Origin of the sequence: Acinetobacter sp. ACNIH3 (assembly GCF_002918965.1) — a bacterium.
GTDB lineage: Bacteria > Pseudomonadota > Gammaproteobacteria > Pseudomonadales > Moraxellaceae > Acinetobacter > Acinetobacter schindleri.
Map to the genome: position 1 here is coordinate 13984 of NZ_PQLP01000031.1, position 21730 is coordinate 35713.

24 protein-coding genes are annotated in these 21730 nt (G+C 36.2%); 13 read left to right on the forward strand and 11 right to left on the reverse strand.

Going from position 1 to position 21730, the window contains the following annotated elements:
* Positions 1 to 3: 3 nt before the first annotated feature.
* The 8 genes from C3420_RS11870 to C3420_RS11905 are packed head-to-tail and all read right to left on the reverse strand — an operon-like array spanning position 4 to position 6146.
* A complete protein-coding gene (locus C3420_RS11870; protein WP_004999338.1) occupies positions 4 to 333 on the reverse strand; it encodes a hypothetical protein in 330 nt (109 codons plus the stop codon).
* The gene (gene virB11 / locus C3420_RS11875; protein ID WP_103270947.1) at positions 302 to 1339 is read right to left on the reverse strand and encodes a P-type DNA transfer ATPase VirB11; all 1038 of its coding nucleotides are present in this window, start codon (positions 1337 to 1339) and stop codon (positions 302 to 304) included. The genes C3420_RS11870 and virB11 overlap by 32 nt, the downstream gene beginning before the upstream one ends.
* A 15-nt stretch (positions 1340 to 1354) precedes the next feature.
* Complete coding sequence (locus C3420_RS11880) at positions 1355 to 2734, reverse strand: TrbI/VirB10 family protein (protein ID WP_005000433.1); 1380 nt, start codon at positions 2732 to 2734, stop codon at positions 1355 to 1357.
* A gap of 1 nt (position 2735) precedes the next feature.
* Entirely contained in the window at positions 2736 to 3473 is a 738-nt protein-coding gene (locus C3420_RS11885) for a TrbG/VirB9 family P-type conjugative transfer protein (protein WP_005000435.1), read from the reverse strand.
* Between the two features lie 14 nt (positions 3474 to 3487).
* Entirely contained in the window at positions 3488 to 4276 is a 789-nt protein-coding gene (locus C3420_RS11890; RefSeq protein WP_005000436.1) for a VirB8/TrbF family protein, read from the reverse strand.
* On the reverse strand, positions 4276 to 5361 hold the full coding sequence (locus C3420_RS11895) for a type IV secretion system protein (protein ID WP_005000437.1): 1086 nt from the start codon (positions 5359 to 5361) through the stop codon (positions 4276 to 4278). The genes C3420_RS11890 and C3420_RS11895 overlap by 1 nt, the downstream gene beginning before the upstream one ends.
* Positions 5362 to 5368: 7 nt before the next feature.
* Complete coding sequence (locus C3420_RS11900; protein WP_005000439.1) at positions 5369 to 5788, reverse strand: hypothetical protein; 420 nt, start codon at positions 5786 to 5788, stop codon at positions 5369 to 5371.
* Positions 5775 to 6146: a hypothetical protein gene (locus tag C3420_RS11905; RefSeq protein WP_005000442.1), complete on the reverse strand. Its 372-nt coding sequence runs from the start codon at positions 6144 to 6146 to the stop codon at positions 5775 to 5777. Before C3420_RS11905 ends, C3420_RS11900 begins: the two co-directional genes overlap by 14 nt.
* Before the next feature lie 1621 nt (positions 6147 to 7767).
* Here C3420_RS11905 and C3420_RS11915 point away from each other — a divergent pair.
* From C3420_RS11915 to C3420_RS11925, 3 genes are read left to right on the forward strand one after another with little or no spacing between them, the layout of a single operon-like run.
* On the forward strand, positions 7768 to 8007 hold the full coding sequence (locus C3420_RS11915; RefSeq protein ID WP_005000443.1) for a hypothetical protein: 240 nt from the start codon (positions 7768 to 7770) through the stop codon (positions 8005 to 8007).
* A 16-nt stretch (positions 8008 to 8023) separates the two neighbouring features.
* Positions 8024 to 8713 carry a ParA family partition ATPase gene (gene parA / locus C3420_RS11920; RefSeq protein ID WP_005000446.1) on the forward strand — a complete coding sequence of 230 codons (690 nt, stop codon included), beginning with the start codon at positions 8024 to 8026 and terminating at the stop codon, positions 8711 to 8713.
* Positions 8710 to 9114: a hypothetical protein gene (locus C3420_RS11925; RefSeq protein ID WP_005000449.1), complete on the forward strand. Its 405-nt coding sequence runs from the start codon at positions 8710 to 8712 to the stop codon at positions 9112 to 9114. Before parA ends, C3420_RS11925 begins: the two co-directional genes overlap by 4 nt.
* Positions 9115 to 9754: 640 nt before the next feature.
* Here C3420_RS11925 and C3420_RS11940 read toward each other — a convergent pair.
* Entirely contained in the window at positions 9755 to 10783 is a 1029-nt protein-coding gene (locus tag C3420_RS11940; RefSeq protein WP_005000195.1) for a hypothetical protein, read from the reverse strand.
* Positions 10784 to 11170: 387 nt separating this feature from the next.
* Here C3420_RS11940 and C3420_RS11945 point away from each other — a divergent pair, with 387 nt between their 5' ends.
* The 7 genes from C3420_RS11945 to C3420_RS11975 all read left to right on the forward strand — a co-directional run bounded on the left by C3420_RS11945 (position 11171) and on the right by C3420_RS11975 (position 15159).
* Complete coding sequence (locus tag C3420_RS11945; RefSeq protein WP_005000193.1) at positions 11171 to 11476, forward strand: hypothetical protein; 306 nt, start codon at positions 11171 to 11173, stop codon at positions 11474 to 11476.
* Positions 11477 to 11701: 225 nt separating this feature from the next.
* Positions 11702 to 12097 (forward strand): hypothetical protein, encoded by a 396-nt coding sequence (locus tag C3420_RS11950; RefSeq protein WP_005000189.1) that lies wholly within the window; start codon positions 11702 to 11704, stop codon positions 12095 to 12097.
* A 310-nt stretch (positions 12098 to 12407) separates the two neighbouring features.
* Entirely contained in the window at positions 12408 to 13001 is a 594-nt protein-coding gene (locus C3420_RS11955) for a hypothetical protein (RefSeq protein WP_017480466.1), read from the forward strand.
* A gap of 232 nt (positions 13002 to 13233) precedes the next feature.
* Positions 13234 to 14061 carry a DUF3560 domain-containing protein gene (locus C3420_RS11960; protein ID WP_015060717.1) on the forward strand — a complete coding sequence of 276 codons (828 nt, stop codon included), beginning with the start codon at positions 13234 to 13236 and terminating at the stop codon, positions 14059 to 14061.
* 61 nt (positions 14062 to 14122) lie between these two features.
* A complete protein-coding gene (locus tag C3420_RS11965) occupies positions 14123 to 14359 on the forward strand; it encodes a hypothetical protein (RefSeq protein ID WP_015060718.1) in 237 nt (78 codons plus the stop codon).
* A gap of 160 nt (positions 14360 to 14519) precedes the next feature.
* The gene (locus C3420_RS11970) at positions 14520 to 14942 is read left to right on the forward strand and encodes a hypothetical protein (RefSeq protein ID WP_015060719.1); all 423 of its coding nucleotides are present in this window, start codon (positions 14520 to 14522) and stop codon (positions 14940 to 14942) included.
* A complete protein-coding gene (locus C3420_RS11975; protein WP_017480467.1) occupies positions 14929 to 15159 on the forward strand; it encodes a hypothetical protein in 231 nt (76 codons plus the stop codon). The genes C3420_RS11970 and C3420_RS11975 overlap by 14 nt, the downstream gene beginning before the upstream one ends.
* A gap of 223 nt (positions 15160 to 15382) precedes the next feature.
* On the opposite strand, the gene C3420_RS11980 is transcribed toward C3420_RS11975, so the two are convergent.
* Entirely contained in the window at positions 15383 to 15919 is a 537-nt protein-coding gene (locus C3420_RS11980; protein WP_015060720.1) for a conjugal transfer protein TraD, read from the reverse strand.
* Between the two features lie 531 nt (positions 15920 to 16450).
* Here C3420_RS11980 and C3420_RS11985 point away from each other — a divergent pair.
* Genes C3420_RS11985 through C3420_RS11995 form a run of 3 tightly spaced genes read left to right on the forward strand, consistent with a single transcriptional unit; the run spans position 16451 to position 21085 of the window.
* Positions 16451 to 19363, forward strand: coding sequence for an AAA family ATPase (locus C3420_RS11985; RefSeq protein ID WP_017480453.1), 2913 nt, complete (start codon positions 16451 to 16453; stop codon positions 19361 to 19363).
* Positions 19364 to 19377: 14 nt separating this feature from the next.
* The gene (locus C3420_RS11990) at positions 19378 to 20622 is read left to right on the forward strand and encodes a DUF1173 family protein (RefSeq protein WP_015060702.1); all 1245 of its coding nucleotides are present in this window, start codon (positions 19378 to 19380) and stop codon (positions 20620 to 20622) included.
* 10 nt (positions 20623 to 20632) lie between these two features.
* Positions 20633 to 21085, forward strand: a complete 453-nt coding sequence (locus C3420_RS11995; protein WP_004993232.1) for a hypothetical protein — start codon at positions 20633 to 20635, stop codon at positions 21083 to 21085.
* A 61-nt stretch (positions 21086 to 21146) separates the two neighbouring features.
* On the opposite strand, the gene C3420_RS12000 is transcribed toward C3420_RS11995, so the two are convergent.
* Positions 21147 to 21584: a hypothetical protein gene (locus C3420_RS12000; protein WP_017480454.1), complete on the reverse strand. Its 438-nt coding sequence runs from the start codon at positions 21582 to 21584 to the stop codon at positions 21147 to 21149.
* Between the last annotated feature and the right edge of the window lie 146 nt (positions 21585 to 21730).

Genomic DNA, 21730 nt, shown 5'->3' on the forward strand with positions numbered 1-21730 from the left:
GGCTTAGTCCTTTTTAAATTTGTATGCTTGGCTTGGGTTATCAACATCGGTCAGAGTAATAACACCGCCCTTTTGTTCCATTAAGAAAGCGTCTTGATTGTTATATTGAACAACCATTTTTTTATCTTTCTCTACAGCCGATAATGCAACATCACCCCATGAGTTTTTTAAGGTAACTTGAGTACCTTTATTGGCAACGATAAGCCCGCTACTCATGCCTTGTTCTTTCTCAAATGCTGTTTGATCAATACGATTGTATTGTCCGTCCAAGCCCTTAGATGAGCAGGCAACACTAGCTAAACTAAGCAACGCTAGAAAAATGTGTTTTTTCATTTTTGAAATCCTCATAAGCTTTAAAATAAATAGCTGAACAGCCATAACCGCCTGTTTCTGTTCTTCCAAGTTGAACAATAATGTCTACACTTTGTTTAACAAAAGATTTAACTTGGTCACTGGTTAATGTAGTGCCTGCCATAAGAACCATAAGCGTTAAACGCTCAATAGCATTAAGTGGGTCATTGGCATGTAATGTCGCAATTGAACCGCCATGCCCTGAAGAAATTAGGTTTAAATAAGTGAATGCTTCAGCACCTCGAATCTCACCCAGTAAAATGCGTTTTGGATACAAACGCAGGCAAGCTTCCATTAATGACTGTGCATCGACTTTAGCTTTACCCTGTCCACCTCTTGAATAATAAAGTTGCAACGTATTTTCATGCGGAGGGCGTAACTCCTTAGCATCTTCAATAGTGATTAGTCGTTCGCCCAGTGGTATGCAGTCATGAATAATGGAGTTAAAAAAAGTTGTTTTTCCTGAACCTGTACCCGCAGAAATAATGATATTTTTTTCATAACCCACCGCTTTACGAATGAACTCATGAAAGTTTCGGGCTTCGTATAAATCGAATAGCTCTTGATCTTTTGCAGTGATTTTTGCAAATGGTTCAACAGAATTTAAAACTTCCTCATAAGCTGAAAATGGCAGACTTAAAATACTTGGTTTACGAATAGATAAGCCGATCGACCCGCCAGTTACGGCAGGGTCACGGACAAATTGAATACGGAAAAATAAACCCTCATGTTGCGGTGATGCAATTTGAGCAGAAAGCAAAGGCTGTGCTTCTGAAATTGTTTGATTGGTTTCAGTTGCAATGCCTTCGGCTAATCGCTTCAAAAGCGCATAGGTAAGGTTAGGATTCTCTTTTTTAATCATGTCCCTTGTACCTTTCATAGTAATGAAATATTCCAAAGGCTTATTAACTGAAATTTCAGTAATTTGATCATTATCAAGATCATCACCAAAAGCTTTTTTCAAATCTTCAAGTACAAGGATTGACATAATTAAGCGCCTTTCTTATTGGTTTAAAATAGTTGAAAAGTCCAAGTCTTTAGCAACTAGAACTTTAATGCGTGTGCCGTGAGCGACTGTAATAGTCGGAGGAATTGACAAGTTACGTTGTAGAACACGGTCAGCTTGATTGCCGAATGAGTTTGCAACTTCAGTACGATAAGTCTGTGAAGCATTGTTTTGGTCGCTACTGCTAACACCTGCATTACTTACACCCGCACCAATAATGCTAAGTAAAGTAGCTGTTCCGAATATGCGCCCATAATGGTTGTTCACTTTACCGCCTAAGCCTGCGATACCAAGACTGTTAGTGCTTGGGCTATCGAGCATAATTTCTACGCCATTAGGTGTGATTGCACGATTCCAAACCGCCCCGATTTCTGCTTGTCCGTCATTAACAATTGATGAGTATTGACCGAATAAACGAGTACCCGCAGGCAGTAAACGATTACGTCCTTGTTCGCTATAAACATCATTAGTTACACGAGCAATAATGTTGCTTGGTAAATCGCTTTTAACAGCAGTTTCTAAAACTGCATCTACGATCTTGCCTTGTTGTATAAGCATTCTACGATCAGCGTTATAACTTGCATGAGCAATAGGCGCTTTTTGATTAGAAGTGCTTGAATCAAAACGACCACCCATAGAACCCGCAGTGCTATTTGCAATGCGTGGATTTACATTGCTTGCACCCGCTTGGTTGCCATTGGCATTAGATTGTTGTGAAGCTTGCATACCCATAAATAACGGTGCAAGTTCAGGCGGTATGCCTGCCATTGCACTAGCATCACCATTAGGGCTAACACCGCCACCTTTACCGCCATTCTCATTAACCATGATTCCAGACTTGTAGCGGGCGTTTAAAAGGGCTTGTTCTTTAGCCATAGCATCTTGTCTAGCCTGCTCTTGTTGCATTGCTAGTTGTTGTTGCTGTTCAGCTAATTGACGCTCCATTTCGAGCTGTTCAGGGCTTTTTTCAGTAGGGTTTACAGGGTCAGGGGTAGTCGCAGTTGGGATTGGTTGCGGATTTCCGAATCCGAATCTATCCATGCCATTAAAATTACTGCCGTCCATCCCTGTTACTGGTTTAGCAACAGCACTTTCTACACCGCTTTCTACACGGCTTTCTTTGTTCTTTTGCAATTTCAGATAAACGCCAAAAATTACCAAGCCAATAATGAGGGCTAGTAAGCCACCGAACTTAACCAATTTGCCTATGTCTATATTTTTAACAGACGTTTTAGGCTTATTCTCAAAAGCATCTTGACGTTCAAAATCATCTTTACCATGTTCTTTTTTTTCATCATGGAAAACATGATTTTCAGTGCTGAAGTTATCTTGGGTTTTAAAGTCATCGTTACCCAAATTTTTATTTTCATTTGTCATTTTATTTTCCTCCAATCACTTCAGGTTTACGGAGAATACAAACGTATTCTTTGCCAAGTCGCAGAGTGAAAGCATCGTTTACTTTCTCAATCACGATTACATCCCCCTCTTGTCTTGAGTTGGTAAGTTCTTCGTATCCCTCACCATTAACCGCATAAACTGCGGGACGAGGTGAATTTTTCGCAATACGAATAAATGTGAATTGGTCATCATCACTTACGCCAAGAACTTTAATAGATTTGCTTTTAGTGGCATCCATTCCCCATTTTTGGCTTGTCATAGGCAGTTCACCTAAAGCGGGACGAGGTGCATTTTGTTGTGCCAATAAACGATTAGTTCTATTGGCATCTGCATAGTTAAAGCGCAGTACATAAACTGGTTGTGAACTATTGAATAGATTGAAGTAATAATTTCGCTTATCAGTGATTACGGTTAAGTTTGTACGGTTCATGCCTGCTTGTGGTTTTTCCGCAGGCTTGATGAATAGACGATTACCTTGTGGGATTATTTGCCATCCAATCGTGTCACCTGAAGCAACAGTTTGGATAGTTTCATTTCCAAACTCGACAGTAGTTGAAATACCAAAAGTCGTTGATAGTTCAACAACGTGGCTTTCAGAATACGGAACAACTTTAATGCGGTTATCCGTTTTCAAACCAACAGGAATTTGACGAGCAAAAGTTGGCGCTGAAGCAATGCACGTTGCTGTAAGTAAAATGCTTATAAGGGTCTTTTTCATATCCGATTACCTTATTAATTATTAGAAGTCTGTGCCACAGGCTCAGAAGCAGTGCTTGCTTCAGGTTTAGGCAATGGTTGAGTAACTGGGTTTTGAGTAACTAACGCATCATTTGATGAGTTTTGCGTTAAGTTCCAGTTCTTAAACTTCACGCCAAATGGGTTAATCCAACGATCTTTTACGTTGAGATCGTCAAAGTTGTCAGTGATATAGTCAGCCGTCACTGTGTAGCTGTACTGGCGAATTTCAGCACCTTTAATAACGGTTGTTTTAAAGTTGGCTTGAACTTTATTGTTGCCAAGAAAGTTGACAGCAATAACTTTAGGAGTGATTGAGCCAGTTTCACCTAGTTGGTTGTAAGGTGAGTTTTGATTCATTCCGCTAACTTCATTTTCAAAGTCGGTACGATCTTGGCTATCTAAGAAAATAGAAGCTTTGCTGTACTGTGCAGAAAGTTGGTCTTTACCAACTTTGCCGTAATAGCCATAGCGATTGCTGATAGTGTCCCAAAAGTAGGAGGTCACTAATTTTTCAATAAGTTTAGGGTCAGTAGTTGAATCAAACTTTTCTACACTGGTCATAATTCCAGTTTCAGAATCAATTACAGCAATCATAGGAACTGGTTGTTTTAAAGGTGTTAATCCTTTAATTGCGATACCTTGAGCAACATTACCTATACCTAGAACGGTCGCCAAACCAAGAACCCAAATAGTGATTTTACCGTTACGATTTTCAGACTTTTTAGTATTGTCTTGAATCTCTTTAATTTGAGCGTCTAACTGCGCTTTTTCTTGTGGTGTCATTAGCGTTTACCTCCACGACCAAAACTTTTAACCATATTGGTGCCTGAACTGGTGATACTTGAAGTCGCACTGGTTGAAGCTTCAAAGCCACTGCCGACCAAAGAAATTGCAATTTTTGGAACAAGCCAAAACAGCCCAATAACAACGATCAAAACAATTACCATGATGAAAGCCCCAGTAAACGTACTGCCGTTTTCATTAAGGTTTTGAATGCCTGCGACAACTGAAGTAAGCACTAAGTCACAGCTCACAATCAGCAAAAGAAGAACAACAAGAGGGGTTAAAATTGCTTGTAGCCAGTTTGTGGCATATCTGCGAGTTGCAGGGAACATTGCACATGCAAGAAAAATCGGTGCAACTGCGATTAGAATGCCAATAATGACTTTACAGATAATCCAAATTAAGAAGAATAAACCGCAGACAATGCAGGCTAAACCAAAAATCAAGCTATAGATCAGGACAAAGAAGAAGCCCGAAACGACATTGGTAATACCTGTATCAATGTTATTAAAAGCTAATGCGATAGATTCAAAGATAATAGATACAAAAGACTGCAATGTTGTTTTTGAATCTGTACCTGTCATTTCAGTAATCAGGTTCGGTACATCATCGAGGAATACTTCAGCAACGTATGGAAAGAAAGCATCCCATGAAAATACGATTGACCAAATCAACAGCATAATAACGAAAGTGGCTATCACACCCTGAATTTCTACAGCCATGCCTAACATCATTTTAATAGCTTGGAACGAAATCCAAATAATGATAAAGCCTGCAAAAACTGGAATGATTGGAGCTGTGACTTTCTGATAGTAACCTTGCAAATTGTCTTTAATGTTTTTATCAACACCAGTAATCAGACTATCAACAACCTTGTCTAATTCAGACATACCATTTTTGGTAACTTCAGATACATTCTGCGATATTTGATTAGAGTTATACGCACCGTTAGAACCGCCAGTCGTCCCAGTAGGTGTACTGCCATTGCCTAAATCTTGTGGATTGGTAAAGTTATCGACCGCATAAGCCGAGCTAAAGCTAAAAAAACTAAACAGAAGCAAGAAAGCATAGATAATCTTTTTCATAGTGACCTCAGCGAATTACTGGAATTTCGGGCGGGTTTTTTGAAGTCTTTAAGAAAAAGTTTTGTGTATCTGATTTTCTTAATTTTCCGTCTGAATAGACAAAACAATCACTAGCCAAAGAGCCTTCATAGCAATATGTATCGTCTTTAACGAATGTTAAGACCCCGCTTGATTCACCAGTAAATTTAGGCAACTTTGCAGGGTTATATTGGTTCATGTTTTGGATTTGATAATTGACTTTCTTTACTGGGAAATTGCCCTGTTTATCAGCTTCAGAAATCACATAGTACGAATAAAAAAATTCAGATTTTGGAGTGTGTTCGGGAACCCATACGCCTGAAATGTCAGGCTTAGAAGTGAAACAGCCAGTTAGACCTAAAGCGACAACCGCAGAAGCTAGACCGAGTTTAATTTTATTGATTTCCATTTTGCTGTTCTCTCTCATAAGTTAGAACACCGCTTTCACTACCAAGCTTTAGCTTTCCATCTACAAGCTGAAAACAAGCATCGTTAGGCGCACAAAGCAAACCGTTATCAGGTTTAAACTTCATGTCTGTAAAAACGCCTTTAGCTAAAATAGTGACGGTGTAAACGTCTTTAGTTGTGCTTTTATCAATAATGATTCGATCATTGATAATTACGTCATTTGCTGATTGCGATTGTTGCCCTATTGGGTTCATCCAAACGCCTACATAGTCATCCCCTTTCACTTCAGGCGCTTTAGGCTCGTCAGAACAAGCCGTCAAAACTAAAGCCGTAGCGATCGGAAGTAATAGTTTTTTCATACGACATTACCCCCAGTTTTTACCGTTTTAGTTACTTGAGCGAATGGGTCAGAGATTTGATTTTCAGCGCTTGGGATTGGTTGATATACGCAAGCGCATGGTGATTTTTTTAATCCCTTTTGTGATGATGTATTTGTGGCACAGGCTGTAAGTGCTGTTAGGCTCAAAATGCCCATTGTGACGAAGATTTTTTTCATAGTTCTAGCCTTATCGGTTATAGAGTTATAACAGTATAACTCTATAAGTTTAAAAATAGAACAAGTTTACTAAAATCTAACCATTTCAACTGTTTTAAATGGTAAACAAAAAGATAACACTCTTATTATTAAGTATTCATATTCAATCACTTAATTGTAATTTTTTACTATTGAGTATAAAGGCTCGAAAGTTTATGCACGTATTGGGAATGCTTCAGCATACCCAATGCTAAGTAAAGCTTTGAGCAATCAACCGACTGTAGGTAAGGGCTACCGTTCCCGCAGGCACAGAGGGCGATAGTTAATTTATTTTGATTTTATGAATAATAATTAAGCGTGTGGTGATACCCTTTATTTAGGGTGATTTAGAGTTATAACTCTATGATATTTCAATAAATAGCAAAAAAAAGTTTTTGATTGTTATAGGGAAATTGTGAAATAGCGCACAAAGAAAAAGCCCCGATAGTCTTGCAACTATCGGGGCTATGTTCTATATTCTTCGGTACACAGTTATTTGATGCGGTAAACATCATCTAACGAAGATCATAAGGTTTGGCGACCGTTATGATTTCACCTGAAAGGCTTGTACCTGAACTCTATTATTGCATTTATATTAGATTTTGCAAGTCATACAATGAAAAAACTTCGTTAATTTAGTGTCTATTCGTGTATCAAATAAGCGCATTGTTTATTTGCCGAGCTTCGTCTACTCCTGTGTTTTATAAAACTTTATGTTTGTAAGTGCATTGCCTTAAATGGGTCAACAATGGCATAGAGTTTTAAAGACGGTTGGTGTAGCAGGAGGATACAAGTGACGGCAGTATCACCAACGCAAGAGTTAAGCACCTAGCCAGTGTAAAACGCCCGCTTGCTGATGAACGCACAATAGGCGGGGACGCAGGGAATACGCTAGGAACTGGCATAAATAAGACGTTGGGGAAACCCTCCTTGAGATTGCCGACCTAGTGAGTGAGCTAATGCGTGTGCAGGGGAGCTGTAAGGCTCTAAATACTCACTTGCTGTTATGCCCTTACATTGGCATACAGTGTCGATTGAAAGCGATGTCGGCTCCGACAGCAATGCTACAACGGCAATATTCAAGATAGCCATTTTAAGCAATTTTTTTTGCTTAGGCTATCTAGGGTGAATATTGCCGAAATCTGCTCAATCTCACCAACCGCAAGGCGGTTGAAGCGAAGCGAAAACGACTAAGGTTGTGAGGTTGAAGCAGATAAGCGCCTTATTGTAATAGCGCCTATTCCCAGTACATATATAAGTATTGCTTATATATAGTTTTACTTATAAAGACTTTAAATAACAAACTATTAGAACAATAGAGAACAATTACAAAAGTATCTAAAATACCCCTTGATTGTTTTGTGAGTACAAATTAATATATGTATAAATAGTTAGGGAATATACCTATGATTAAATCTACTAAAGGTAAGACAAGATCAACAATGATTGGTAATCAAAACAGTGTTAAAGAAGTTGTCAAAGAAGATAGATTTCAAACACGTATGAACCATGAAGATAAGTTGAAACTTATTAAATTCTGCAAAGATAACAATTTAAGCCAAACAGATTTTTTAATTAATTCAATGGTCGATAAAGGCATTCTTCCTGAAAGCAGACGATCAGTAAAAACAACAGACAATACTTAATTTAAAGGAAAAGAACATGAGCAATAACACTGAAAAATTATCTAAAGTAATAGCATTGGTTAATCAGAAAGGCGGTGTATCTAAAACAACGACTTCAATTAATTTAGCTATGGGCTTATCTCTACGTGGGTATGACGTACTGTTAGTTGATGGTGACCCGCAAGCTAGTTCACTTGACTGGGCTACTGTACGTGAAGAAGCAGATATTGATTTAGGCTTTACTGTTATTGGTGTACCAAAAACCAACTTAGCCAAAGAGATTGCTAAAATTAAATCAAAATATGACTTTGTAATCACTGACAGCGCAGGCAGACAGTCAGAATTAACACGCCTTGCTATTGTAGCTTGTGACGTTGCGATCGTTCCAAATACGACAAGTCCATTGGATGCTTGGGCTACTAAAGAAACCTTAAAATCAATCAATGAAATTAAGGGCTATCGTGATTTTTCAGCTTACTTTTTATTGAGTGGCGTAAACCCACAAACTAAGGTCTTTAATGAGGTTAAAGAGTGGTTAGCTGAAAGTTACCCTTTACCAATTTTGGACACCAAGATTGCGTTACGAACTGCTTTTTCACGTTCATTGGGCGAGGGCTTGTCTATCTATGAATATAAAGATGATCATGGGAAACAGGATAAGAAAGCAATTGCCGAAGTCGATGCTTTAATTGATGAAATTTTACAACGTGAGGGAATGACTGAATGAAAGCACCTAAAGGCAATGCTACTGTGACCAGTAGCAATGCCCATATTGCAAATGAAAAGGCTCACATTGTTAATTCTTTGAACTTTGACAAAATTCAAAAAATTAAGATCAATCCCGATCTATACAAAAAGATCGAGAAAGTAGCGGATAAAAGAAAAGTCGTACTAGCAGATATTGCTAGATCGGCTTTGGACTTCTATTTAAACAATCCAAGTGCGCCATACAGTGAAGAATTAAGTAAGGGTAATTCTAAGCAATTAATCTACACCATTAATCACTTGTATGATGTGAAGATAAACAGCTTTAAGGCTGTTCATGGTATCAACCGAAGTGACCAAATTAGACAGGCATTATCGGCTTGGCTTATCAATGAAAACTTATTAAAGCTTGATGAAAATTAAGGGCTTGATATGAACCTAAATGATCTAAAAAATAAGGTGATCATAAATAATGAAATTGATCAAAAAAACTTTGATTACCTAATTACACAGGTAGATCAGGTTGCAATTGAGTACGCTATAAATGAATTGGAGAGCCAAAATAAGCGACCCTATCTATCTAATATTTTTAAGTTGCTAGAAATACCGCCCCGCCAATAAGTGGGGCTTATTTGTCTTTGGAGGGACTGACATGCAGAAAATTATAATCAGGGTACTTATCATCACTGGCTTTTTAATGCCTGCAATTATTATGTTCTTTTTCCCTAGCTTAACTGGGACTAAGTTTTTTTGGTTAAGTATGCTTGTATTCTGTTTTCTAATTTTGCGAATACGTGGAATTTTGCTACTTTTGGGCATTACTTATGCCAGTCTATCTTCTATGTTTTCCCGCCATTAAAACCGCCCTACCCTATTAATTAAAACCGTTTTAGCACGTATGGACTTGCAATTTCATTGCTTGGTCCATACTTGGCCAAAACTCTTACTGTGAAAAATCATATTCCGATGCTTGGTCAAAACTGCAAGTATGCAGTCTTGACCAGGCATCTACTTTATTGAATGATTTAAGTGGGTTATGAGTGCGGGGGAAATGTCAAAAAGGTCAGTCCATATTTTTTATAGTACCGCCAACTAAAGTTATAGGTATCCATTTAAAATCGTATCGTTCATAACTACCTTTTGCCCCATACCAATACAAGTGATAGTGCGCCCGCCTTAAATGTGGTCTGCGGTGTACTTTTGATGATTGTTTAGAATATTCAGTTAATTGATCATTTACGGCTTTAATCTGCTTAGACATTTCCTTGCCTGCAATAAAAGGCTTGTACTTTTGGGCTTCAAATAATCTAGGCACACGCTTTACGGTCTGAACGCCTACCCTTTCCTTATGGTTGTCAGGAAGCAATGGGACATAATCAGGCTTAGATAAACTGAACCAAAGCAAAATATTGATAAGTTGCTTTTGTAGGGATTGGTATTGATCTATTTCATTTTCATCTAATATTGAACGGTCATCATGAAATTCATCTATGAAATCTGATAAACAATCTTCTATAGCTTTTTCTTCATTGACTAATAAGACGATTGTTCGAGTTAAACCAGTATCAAGAAAAATCGTAGATACTAAAACTTTTTGATAGCAAAGTTCAGTTAAGGTAAATATCACTCCATAAATTTTAGATTGCTGAAAGTGCAAATCAAAATTATCAGTTTGAACGTAAATGCACAGCTCAGGAACATTGATCAAAAAGTTTGGCAAATTGCCCTCAAATTTACTTTTTGTTAGTTCAGTTGCTACCTCATTTTCAAATCTATAAATATTCTTTGTCAGCATCCAAGAACCGAGCGTGACCAGTTCACCAGTAGGACAAGGCAAATTATTGATTAGATGATCGGGAATTGCATCACCAACATTTAAACCTTTCTGCCAGTCTGGAGCATAGCAGTCTAAGCCTGCATATATCCAATCATCCCAAGTGACCAAAGAACTAATTTTTTTATCATCGTTTTTATACTTGATAGCCTTTGATTCAATCTTATTAAAGATACCCTTAAAACTTGCTTTCAAGTGTTGGCAACGTGCAGTAACGACCTTTAAAGGTATTGCAAATTCATTAGATAAGTTCGCCATGAAGCCCTGCCCTGCTTTTAATTAAGTAATTCTATAACACTATATCTAGTGCGGATCTCATACCTACTAGCCACTATATATAGTGTTTCTACTATCGCCCTCTATGCCTGCGAGAACGGTAGCCCTTGCCTACAGTCGGTTGATTGCTCAAAGCTTTACTTAGCATTGGGTATGCTGAAGCATTCCCAATACGTGCGTAAACTTTCGAGCTAATATTATACCTAAGTTGTATTGTACTCACAAATCATATTATGCGTATTAATGTTAATTAGTATAGCAGTAATAATAATTTCAAAAGTTTACATATATTGTTTTGTACTCACAAATCATTATATGTATAATGTATTTATTAAGTCGATTGGCGACTTAAATAATAGGTGATTAATTATGAACAATATTTTCACAAAGTTGGATACTAAAAAAATAGTTATTGAACTACTAAATGCTTTTGAAAAAGCAAACTTCGATTACTACTCAAGAGCCTATCTTGAAAGTCCAAAAGGTACATTTTGCGTGTCCTTTGGAAACTGTCAAATGCAAGATGCAAACATTATTACTATCTACATAGATAAAGCACCACATGAGTTTTATTTCACCCATGAACATTCCAATATTGCTGAAGCACATCACGAAGCAATTAATCTATTTAAACAAATTTTAGACTTTTACTTTACCTATCTAAAGCAAACATAAGTAAGCCCCGCAAGGGGCTTTTTTAATGCCTGCGGGCTTGGTTCAGATCGGGAGTGACCAAAACCACAGGAAAGGGAAACAACCCACTACAGCGAAAAATAAGAGCAATCAGGGCGCATAACGCTATTACATTAATTTACCTATATTGTTTTGTACTCACAAATCAATATAGGTATAATATATTTGTCAGGTCGATTGGCGATCTAATAAAAAAGGCTTTGAGTTATGACCAGTAAAGAACAACTTTCGTTAGAGTTGCCTATAGTTGAAACAGCTCAATCATACAAAGATATGAAAGGGCTATATAGCGTTGATATTTCCCATATATACCGCTTTTATATTCTCCTTAATTGGTATGGGGTACTAGAAAAAAGCAAAGTGATTAAAGCGGGCAGTGATGCAATTTTTGAATGTGATAATGAAATGATTGCAGATGAAATTTTAAATTGCATTCCGAGCTGTAAAAAAAGAAAGGTTTATCGAGTACCAAATTTTAACCCTATTTATTTTTCAGGAATAGATAAGCCATCGGTAAACCGTTGGAAGTTTTCAGTAGAAAGAAAACTAGGCTATGAAAAATCAATTTACTTTAGATCAGTTGCAAGCCGTTGGGATTATTAACCCCCTGCCCTAGTCGCAACCCTGCGGGATTGCTTTGTAAGTCCCGCTTAGGGGCAAAGGGGAGTAGTTGCGGTTCTGCGGTCAGCTCGACAAAATCACAGATTTTGTCGGCTTCGCTTGAACCTTGCAACGGTAATCAGGGAGGGAAGAATTTTTATATTTCTTCAGTTCGCAAAGTAGACACTTTGCTCTATTGATACCGCCTAGAGTTTTACACTTGTTTACATATATTGTTTTGTACTCACAAATCAATTTAGGTATAATGTATTTATCAGGTCGATTGGCGACCTCATACAAAAGGTACTCGAAAATGAAAAATTTTACTCAAAATGAAAAAGGTCAAATGTTCTATGAGGGCAGTTTGGTTTTAACTGCTAAAGACGGTTCGGTTTTTTTTGTATCAACTGAAATGCTTGTATGTAAGGCGTATCGAGCAAAAGCAAAAAAACCATTTATCAATACTCACTACAGAACAATTGAGCGTTTAAAACAAGCCGTTGGGGAAAGTATCCAATCATGTAATGCAAGATATGAGCAAAAATTACAGAACAAAGAAAAAACCGCAGAGCGTTTAAAAAAATTCCGTGAAGAACTACAGGTAGGCGATATTTTATCTACATGCTGGGGCTATGAACAAACCAACGTAGAATTTTATCAAGTGGTATCTAAGAAAGGCGCATTTTGTGAAGTTCGGGAAATTGCTAAACGCTCACATGATACGGCTTTTATGCAAAGTGAAGTATCACCAAAGCAAAACGAATTTATTGGAGAACCAATTAAAAAGAAAATTTTAGACGGCTATATCATGATCACAAGCTATATCAGAGCGACACCGCACGAATACGAAACACTAGCAACAGGCACAAAGGTTTATAAGCGCAGTTATGTTTCATCATACGCATAATTAAAAGAAGCCCCGCAAGGGGCTTTTTTAATGCCTGCGGGCTTGGTTCAGATCGGGAGTGACCAAAACCACAGGAAAGAGAAACAACCCGCTACAGCGCAAATCTGAAGCATTCAAGACACACAATAATAATTACACTTGTTTACATATATTGTTTTGTACTCACAAATCAATTTAGGTATAATGTATTTATCAGGTCGATTGGCGACTTAAATTAAAAAGGTATTGAATTATGAACGACCAAAATAACAATGATGCAATCAAAGCAGAACGCTTAAACCGTTATGAAGAACGCCAACAAAACCGCTTAGATCGTTATGAAGCTTTAGCTGATAAAGCAACAGTAAAAAGCACAGTATTGGCGACACGTTCAAATCAAATGGTTGAATGTATACCGTTTGGACAGCCAGTTTTAGTTGGTCATCATAGTGAAAAACGAGATAGAAACTTTCGTTCTAAAATTCACTCTATTATGGGTAAATCAGTTCAGGAAATGAAGAAAGCCGAATACTATCAAAATAAAGCTGATAGCGTAGGCAAGGGCGGTATTTCAAGTGACGACCCTAATGCAATAGAAAAACTTAAAAGCAAGCTTGAGAAGTTACAGCAGGCGCAAGAGTTAATGAAAAAGGCTAACAAGTTAATTAAAAAATTTCCCGAACACAATGCACGTTTAGAGGGATTAATTGAACTTGGATTCTCTGAAGAAAAAGCTATAGACGTATTAAATCCTAAATATGGCTCAATTGGTTTTGCAAGCTATTCACTTCAGAATAATAATGCTGAAATTAACCGCTTGAAAAAGCGTATTGCAGAATTGCAAACACTTGAAAATAGAACTTCAAATGAAGTTGAGAACGATCTTTATAAATATACAGAATGCAAAATAGAAAACCGTTGCATGTTTATATTTGATGGTAAACCTACGGAAGAAATACGCCAAATTTTAAAAAGTAATGGTTTTAAATGGTCGCCAAGTCGGGGCGCTTGGGTACGCCAGTTAAATGCAAATGGGATATACGCATCTAAACGAGTAATAAGCCTTATAGATCAAATATAATAAAGTAAGCCCTGCGGGGCTTTCTTTACTAATCAATGAAGCAATTTAAGGAAAGGTTAAAATGATTGAAAAATTATCTTTTGTTGGGCTAAAGGTGATCGAGTGTTTTAAAGATGCTGGGTTAGATCAAGTTTACATTGATGATAAAATAGAGGAGTTTTCTACATTAAATAATTATGCATCATTACACAAAGCGCTAAGAATACTTGATGATAAAAACATGCACAGACTAGCCCAAAAACTAGGTGTACATATTGAAGATTTAGAATCAACATTACTGGTTTTAAATCAAATATAGAAACCAAAAAAGTGGTGATAAAGTCGCCCGCAATTTTTTTGCGGGTGATATTCCAATGAAGCAAAAAAATTGCGGTTCATTGCGAATCAAATTTATGGATATGCAAAAAAGCATAGTCTTAACAGGTAAGAGCTAACATAAAGTTATTGAGGTCACTAATATGAATAATGCACAGTTCAAAATAGAATGCTTTAAGAATGGCTTATACAGTCGGGAACAGGTTATAGATTTTTATAATGTAGTCTATGAAGAAAATACAAAGTTCAATAAGCGTGATGCTCAATTATGGATGAATGGCAAAACTTCATATATCTATACAATAGATCAAACAGCTATAGATATGATCAATATGTTAAATAAAATTAGAGCCGAACTAATTGCAGAAGAAAGCGAAAGAATCCAAAAAGGCAAACCAAGATACACTAAGCTTTTTAAATCTGAAGTTGATTTATGGGCGGTACACAATGAACTTTTGAATCTACCATTAAACTTTTATCACTCAATATTGTTAGAGTTGAAAGTAACTGAATTAGATTACTATGAGAACATAGAGCAAATGGAAAATTTTAATGAAAAACACTAAGTATAAATCTAAAATTCTGATGATAATTATTTATACACTTGTAGGAATGTTGGCAGGGTATAACATTGGGAATTTTATAAGTAGCCACTGGTACAATGATCTTGGACAACCAAATCAAGATTTTTACGAAATGATTAAAATATTTTTTAATCTAGCTACAACTTTGCTATTTGGTACTGCCTGCTTATATATTTTTAAAGATGATATTAAAAACTAAACTCTAGGCGGTATCAATAGAGCAAAGTGTCTACTTTGCGAACTGAAGAAATATAAAAATTCTTCCCTCCCTGATTACCGTTGCAAGGTTCAAGCGAAGCCGACAAAATCTGTGATTTTGTCGAGCTGACCGCAGAACCGCAACTACTCCCCTTTGCCCCTAAGCGGGACTTACAAAGCAATCCCGCAGGGTTGCGACAAAATATAAGATATTTCAATTTTAGTCATTCAGCAGTAACACTTCCTGAATTATCAACTAAAGTGCTTTTTGATTTTTTTGCTTGTTCACGATCATTAATAAATTTGTCACCTGAAGCTTTCAAACTATCAAAATAACTTGGGTTATTTTTTGCATTTTCAATAGCACTTAAAAGCATCCCAGTGATAATGCCTTTATCTTCAGATGGGAAGTCTACCATTTCAAAAAGAGCGCCAATTGTAATAAGCTTGTGTTCACGTTTTTTTCGATCTTTAGCTTGTGCAACTTGGACTTCTTTTTTTAAACCTGCAAGAAGTTTTTTTTCATCCTCCTTGATTTTTTCCAGTTCTAAACGAGCTTTATATTTTTTAAACTCATTTTTCATAATCCGTTCAAAAGAACTAATTTGCTGTTTCGTTGGCGTACCTGATTCAATGTTAGAAACTAAAGTTAAGATAATTTCTTCAGTTTGACTTTTGTTCTCAAGTTTTTTTAAACGATCAATTTCTTCAGTGACGAATTTTTTTTGATCTTCAGTAAATTTAAAATCCTCAATATTCATTTTCTTAATCCAAAAGTTATAAGGTGATCAAATAATATCACAATGAAAAATTAAAAAATCCCAAAAAAATACAAAGCAACAAAAAACTATAAGAGTTCGCAAAGGCAATAGCACTGTCAATATTTTTCAGACTGAACGGAAGCCATAGGCTCACGGCTCATCTGAAAACATATTGATCAGCAAAAATCAAAAAAACACACTAATCCTAAAGGGGGTGTAAACGAAGTGTCTACCCCCGATGACCCACTGGCGAAGTGTAGGGATTCATAAGGGAATTATTCCCTTATGTGGGGCTTGGGGTGAAACCCCATATCTATATAAAAATAAATTACAAAAAAAGCCAAAAATCAGCCCCAAAAACCGCTTTTAAAATCAATGCCTTGCATTGCTTCAAAATCGGACAAATGCAAGCATTTGTTTTGTCACTTGTAGCGAATATATAGAGAGGTTATCATGACTATAGCAGTAGGAATGCACGCTTCCGCGTTTCTCTCCGAGAAACAGAAAAAGCAAAAGCAAAAAAGGCATAAAATGGCGATCTATCACTTATCAGTTAAGACAGGCAGGCAATACGGTTCTACAGGAACTCGTGGCGCAAATCATTACGCCTACATTAACCGTGATGGAAAGTATAAAAGAGATGATTTAGAAAATATTAAATCTGGAAATTTACCGTCATGGGCTACTGATGCAAAACACTTTTGGAAGTCAGCAGATAAGAATGAGCGTATTAATGGGCGTGTTTATACTGAATTAGAAATTTCATTACCTAGAGAACTTAATAAAGAACAAAGAGAAGAATTAGTAGAGAAATTTGTTGAAAAAACTTTAGGTGAAAACTTCACTTATTCTTATGCAATTCATAGTCCTCTAGCTAGTGATGGTCAGCAAAACCCGCATGTTCACCTTATGTTTTCTGAAAGAAAATTAGACGGTATAGAGCGTGACGAAGTAAAGCATTTTAAGCGTTATAATCCAGTAAACCCTGAAAAGGGCGGTGCGGGTAAAGATCGTTATTTTTCTTCTAAAATGTTTGTGGTTGATACCCGCCTAGAATGGGCTAACCATGTAAATGATTTTTGTGAAAACTTAGGTATTGATGCACGTATTGATCATAGAAGTTTTAAAGAGCAAGGTATTGAATTGTCTAGCCAAAACTTTAGAGCTGATTACGTTAGCAGTCACAAATACCATATCAATGAAAATATTAAGCAAGTACGTCATCAAAATGGTGAAATAATAATTGAGCGCCCAAGCGAAGCAATTAAAGCATTAACTTCTAATCAATCTGTTTTTTCAGTGCGTGAGCTAGAGCGTTTTTTAATGGCTCATACAGATGGTGAAGAACAATATTTAAAAGCTTATGAATCGGTAATAACTTGCCCTGATATGGCTACTTTATATGGTAAAGATAAAGTCGTATTTTCTTCTAAAGAGCTTGTAGGTATTGAGGAATCAATCTCAACATTTATCTATAATGCTAATGAGGAAAGCCGTATTCAAAAACCATTTAATCTAGTTGAGAAATTACCTTTAAATGCGGTACGTGTTGCTGAAACAAGAACATTTAATAGTGAGCAAGAAAAAGCATTCTATACCTTAACTTCTACCGATCGGATTACATTGTTGAATGGTTCTGCGGGCACAGGTAAATCATACGTTCTAAGTGCCGTTTCTGAAGCCTATAAAGAATCTGATTATCAAGTATATGGAATCGCATTACAGGCAATTACAGCTAAGGCTATAGCGAATGATTGTGATATTCCAAGTAGTACAATTGCTTCTTTCTTGTCTAAGTATGATAGCGGTAATTTAGAAATAAATAATAAAACTGTATTGATCTTGGATGAAGCAGGCATGGTCGGTTCAAGAGATATGCAACGCTTGCTTATGCTTGTAGAAAAACACGATGCACAAATAAAATTAGTTGGTGATAGTTACCAGTTAAGTGCAGTAAGTGCGGGTCATGTATTTGCAAATATTCAAGAAAACTTAGATAAGAAAAATATTGCTTCACTAGAGGATATTCAACGTCAGAAACATGCCAAAGAATCTGACAAGATGATTCAAGCATCTAAATATCTTTCTAAGCATGAAGTAGGTAAAGCAATAGATATTTATAAATCTATTAATATGGTTAATGAATACGAATCTCATGATCTAGCTTTAGCTAAAACTGTTAAGTCATGGAGTGAAGATTCTAGCGAAAGTAAATTAATGCTTGCTCATTCAAATAGTGATGTGAATGAACTAAATCGAATGGCTAGAGCATTGCTTATCAAACAAGGTAAGCTTAATCCTGAAAGTGTTTCTGTGAAAAACTATCAAGGTGATTTAGATATTTCCATCGGTGAGAAAATTGTATTCAAACAAAATAATTCACAGATGAAAGTTAGTAATGGTGAACTGGCTAAAGTAATAGGTTTTGAAAAGGATAAATTCAATAATCCTAAAGCTATGATGGTTCAAATGGAAAGTGATAGCAGAATTGTTAGAGTTGATTTAAAGGAATATGACCAGTTCAAACATGGCTATGCAAATACTATTCACTCATCACAAGGTATGACTGTAGATAGTGCTTATATTGTAGCTAGTGAAAATATGAATGCTAATTTAACTTATGTTGCTTTAACTCGACATAAGCAAAATATTCAAATCAATTATAGTGCTTTAACTTTTGCAACTAATGAAAAAGAAACTGTTAAGACCCCTGACGGTAAAGTTTCTTATGACCATAATTACAAACCAGTAGAAAGAGAAGTAACGGCTTTTGAAAACTTCAAAAAGGTACTTGGACGTTCAGAAACTAAAGAGTTCTCTACAGACTTCACACTTGTAGAATCTAAAGATAATTTAATGAAGTCTTATTTAAATGATCATAGATTGCATTTAGAGAATAAGCGTGAATTGTTTGGAATAAATAGCAAGCTGTATTCATTGACCAGTGAAAATAAAACATTCACTAAAGAAGAAATCGTTTCTGAAGTTAGAGCAAGTTTGAAATCTAAAGCCTTACTTGGTGACGAGATCGTTAAGTTTAACGGCAATATGAATATAGCAAAAGGTGAGCTTGTAAAACTTACTAATGATCTTGAGATTAAAACAGGACTATTTAAAAAGGTAACTTTTGAAAAAGGTACTGAATTAAAAGTTATTGATGCTTATAAAGTTAAAGATAAGCCAGTAATGAAAGCACGAATTAAAAATGAAGAATACGAGATTCCTTTCAATAAATTGAATCTTGAATATTCAGATAAATACTTTAATGAGTTTAAAGACCAGTCAAAAGCTAGATTCGATTCACGGCATAAAACTGAAGTCTATACAGAGTTTAGAGAACAGCTTTTAAAGCAAAAAGCGAATGCACCAAAAGACAATTTGAATGCACCTAATCAGCGTATTAAAAACCCAAATACGCCTAATCGAAACACACCTAAATATTAAATGAGGGCGGTTTTATGAATAATTTTATACATAATGGAAAAATTGTTAGTCCTGATGATGAAGTATTAACACAGGCAATTTTGCAAGAGTGTTATCAAAAAGGGATTAGACCTATTTGCGCTTGTCTGCCACAAAAAAACATTGAAATGTATATCGCTAAAATTGGCGAAAACTTTGTTTTAAAGCGTATGCCTAACAGCGCAGATCAGCACGACTTTAGTTGCCTAAGCTATGAGCCACCTACTGAAATTTCAGGACTAGGCGAGGTTATTGGGGAAGCTATCAAGACAGATGAAACAGGGGCAAGTGTTTTAAAGTTTGAGTTCAGTTTGTCAAAAAGCAATGTATCCAAACAAGCGCCTACGCCAAGTGATACACCTAAAGATACTGTAAAAGCTGAAACAACAAAATTGACCTTAAAAGGGACGTTAGATTACTTGCTTGAAGAAGCTTTGTTAAACCGCCACCAACCGAACATGAAGCATAATTGGTTTCAATTTCGCAAGGCATTAAAAGTAGCTTTGAATGATAAAAAGAATAAAAAAGATGATTTAAGTGGATTGGTTTATATCCCTGAATATTACGACCAAACCAAACACAATGAGATTGAAGCCCGAAGAAAAGCAGAGTTGGCAGACCTGAAAGTTAAAGGCAATAAACGCCCATTAAAAATATTTATTGGTGTGATTAAGTCTATTGAAGATGCACGTTTTGATGGGGGCAGAATCATTCTAAAACATGCCCCAACCTTGCATTTATTTATGGATGCAAAAATGTATAGCCGAGTTAATAAACGCTTTGAAGCCGAGCTTGAGCAGGCGCATTATCAAGACGATGTAAACCTATTAGCAATTGGGACTTTTGGATTTGCGGATAGTGGTATCGCAAAGATTGAAGAAATTGCTCTAGTGCCTTTAAATCAAACTTGGCTACCATTTGAGAGCTTGGGTGAAAAAGAACTCTTAGACACGCTTACAATGCAGAATAGGTCATTCATTAAGTGCTTGCGATATAATCTAAGCCCTAAAAGTCCAATTGCAAACGTATTGCTTACAGACACCAACCCACCAACGGCATTTTACTTAATCAATGATCAGACTGAAGATTCTTATATTACTGAAGCAAAGGAATTGATTGCTTCAAGTGAGTTCACATCAATTCTGGTCAATGTCGATCGGGACGTTGTAGACATTCCACCACCTGAAAATAAACCGTTGTTAGGCTATAACAATCATACTGACACCGCAGTTAATAGTTAAGGATTCATATATGGATTACCAAGAACAGGAACAATTTAAAATTTTTGCGGGCTTTGTCGCTTTTCTGATAGCTGTTTTTTGCTTTCTAGTATGGAAAGGCTCAAGTGCCGTAGGTTTAGATTTTGCCACTGGAATGAAGTCTAGTGTTGGCTTAATTGCTTTGGTAGTGGCGCTGTACTTTGCTATCAAATGGGATATACCTAAAGCTATGCTTTACCCTACGGTAGCTGTTTTATTGGTTGTCTGCTTATTCCCTGCATTAAATTATTATGCGCTTGAAGCTTCAGAAAAATCATTTAATCAAACAACTAATTTTCTTGGTCAGCCAGTACAAGAATTTTCAGCGACCACAATTACCGTTATGTGGGGCATGTGGTATATGAAAGCGGTTTACATGCTTGTAGCGGGCTTAATTGGAGTTGTTCTACAAAGAATTAGGTATCCTGAAGAAAATTATTTTTAAGCGTACTAAGCAAAAAAAGCCAGTTCTATACTGGCTTTTTTATTTTTCTAAAAGGTTGTTTTTAGTCTAAGTTTCTTTTAATGATGATTTTGTATTTATTATGGTCACGCTTTCCACGTTGCCCTGAAAAATATATTCCTGAAGTAGATACATTGTCTGAATTAATCAAAACAAATGGTAAATTTTGTTTCGCTAGAGTGATATAAGCTTCAACACAATCTTTTAACTCATTGTTTTTTTGATCTTTTGGCAAGTCAGCTACGATAAAGCCAACATTAAGTTGATGCTTTTCAAATGTTTCAATAGCTTCACGTTGATCTGCGTCATAGTGAATTTTATTAATTAGTCTAGATATACAAATTGAAATAATTTCATAAACAAGAATTGCGAGTGCTAAAAACATCCCCGCAAAAACTGTAATTTCTTTGCTAAAAATTACACCTAAGTATTCACTTATAATGAATTTAATAAAAATAACTAAAGCTACAACGAAAATCAAAATTTTCAGTATGTTTAGAAGAGATGGATCCGTAAATTTGAACAACTCCTATAAGTGATATTCTGCTCCTCAAATGATGTTATAAACATCAATATATGGAGTATTTTATGGCACGTAGACCAAGAAGAAATCATTCAAATGATTTT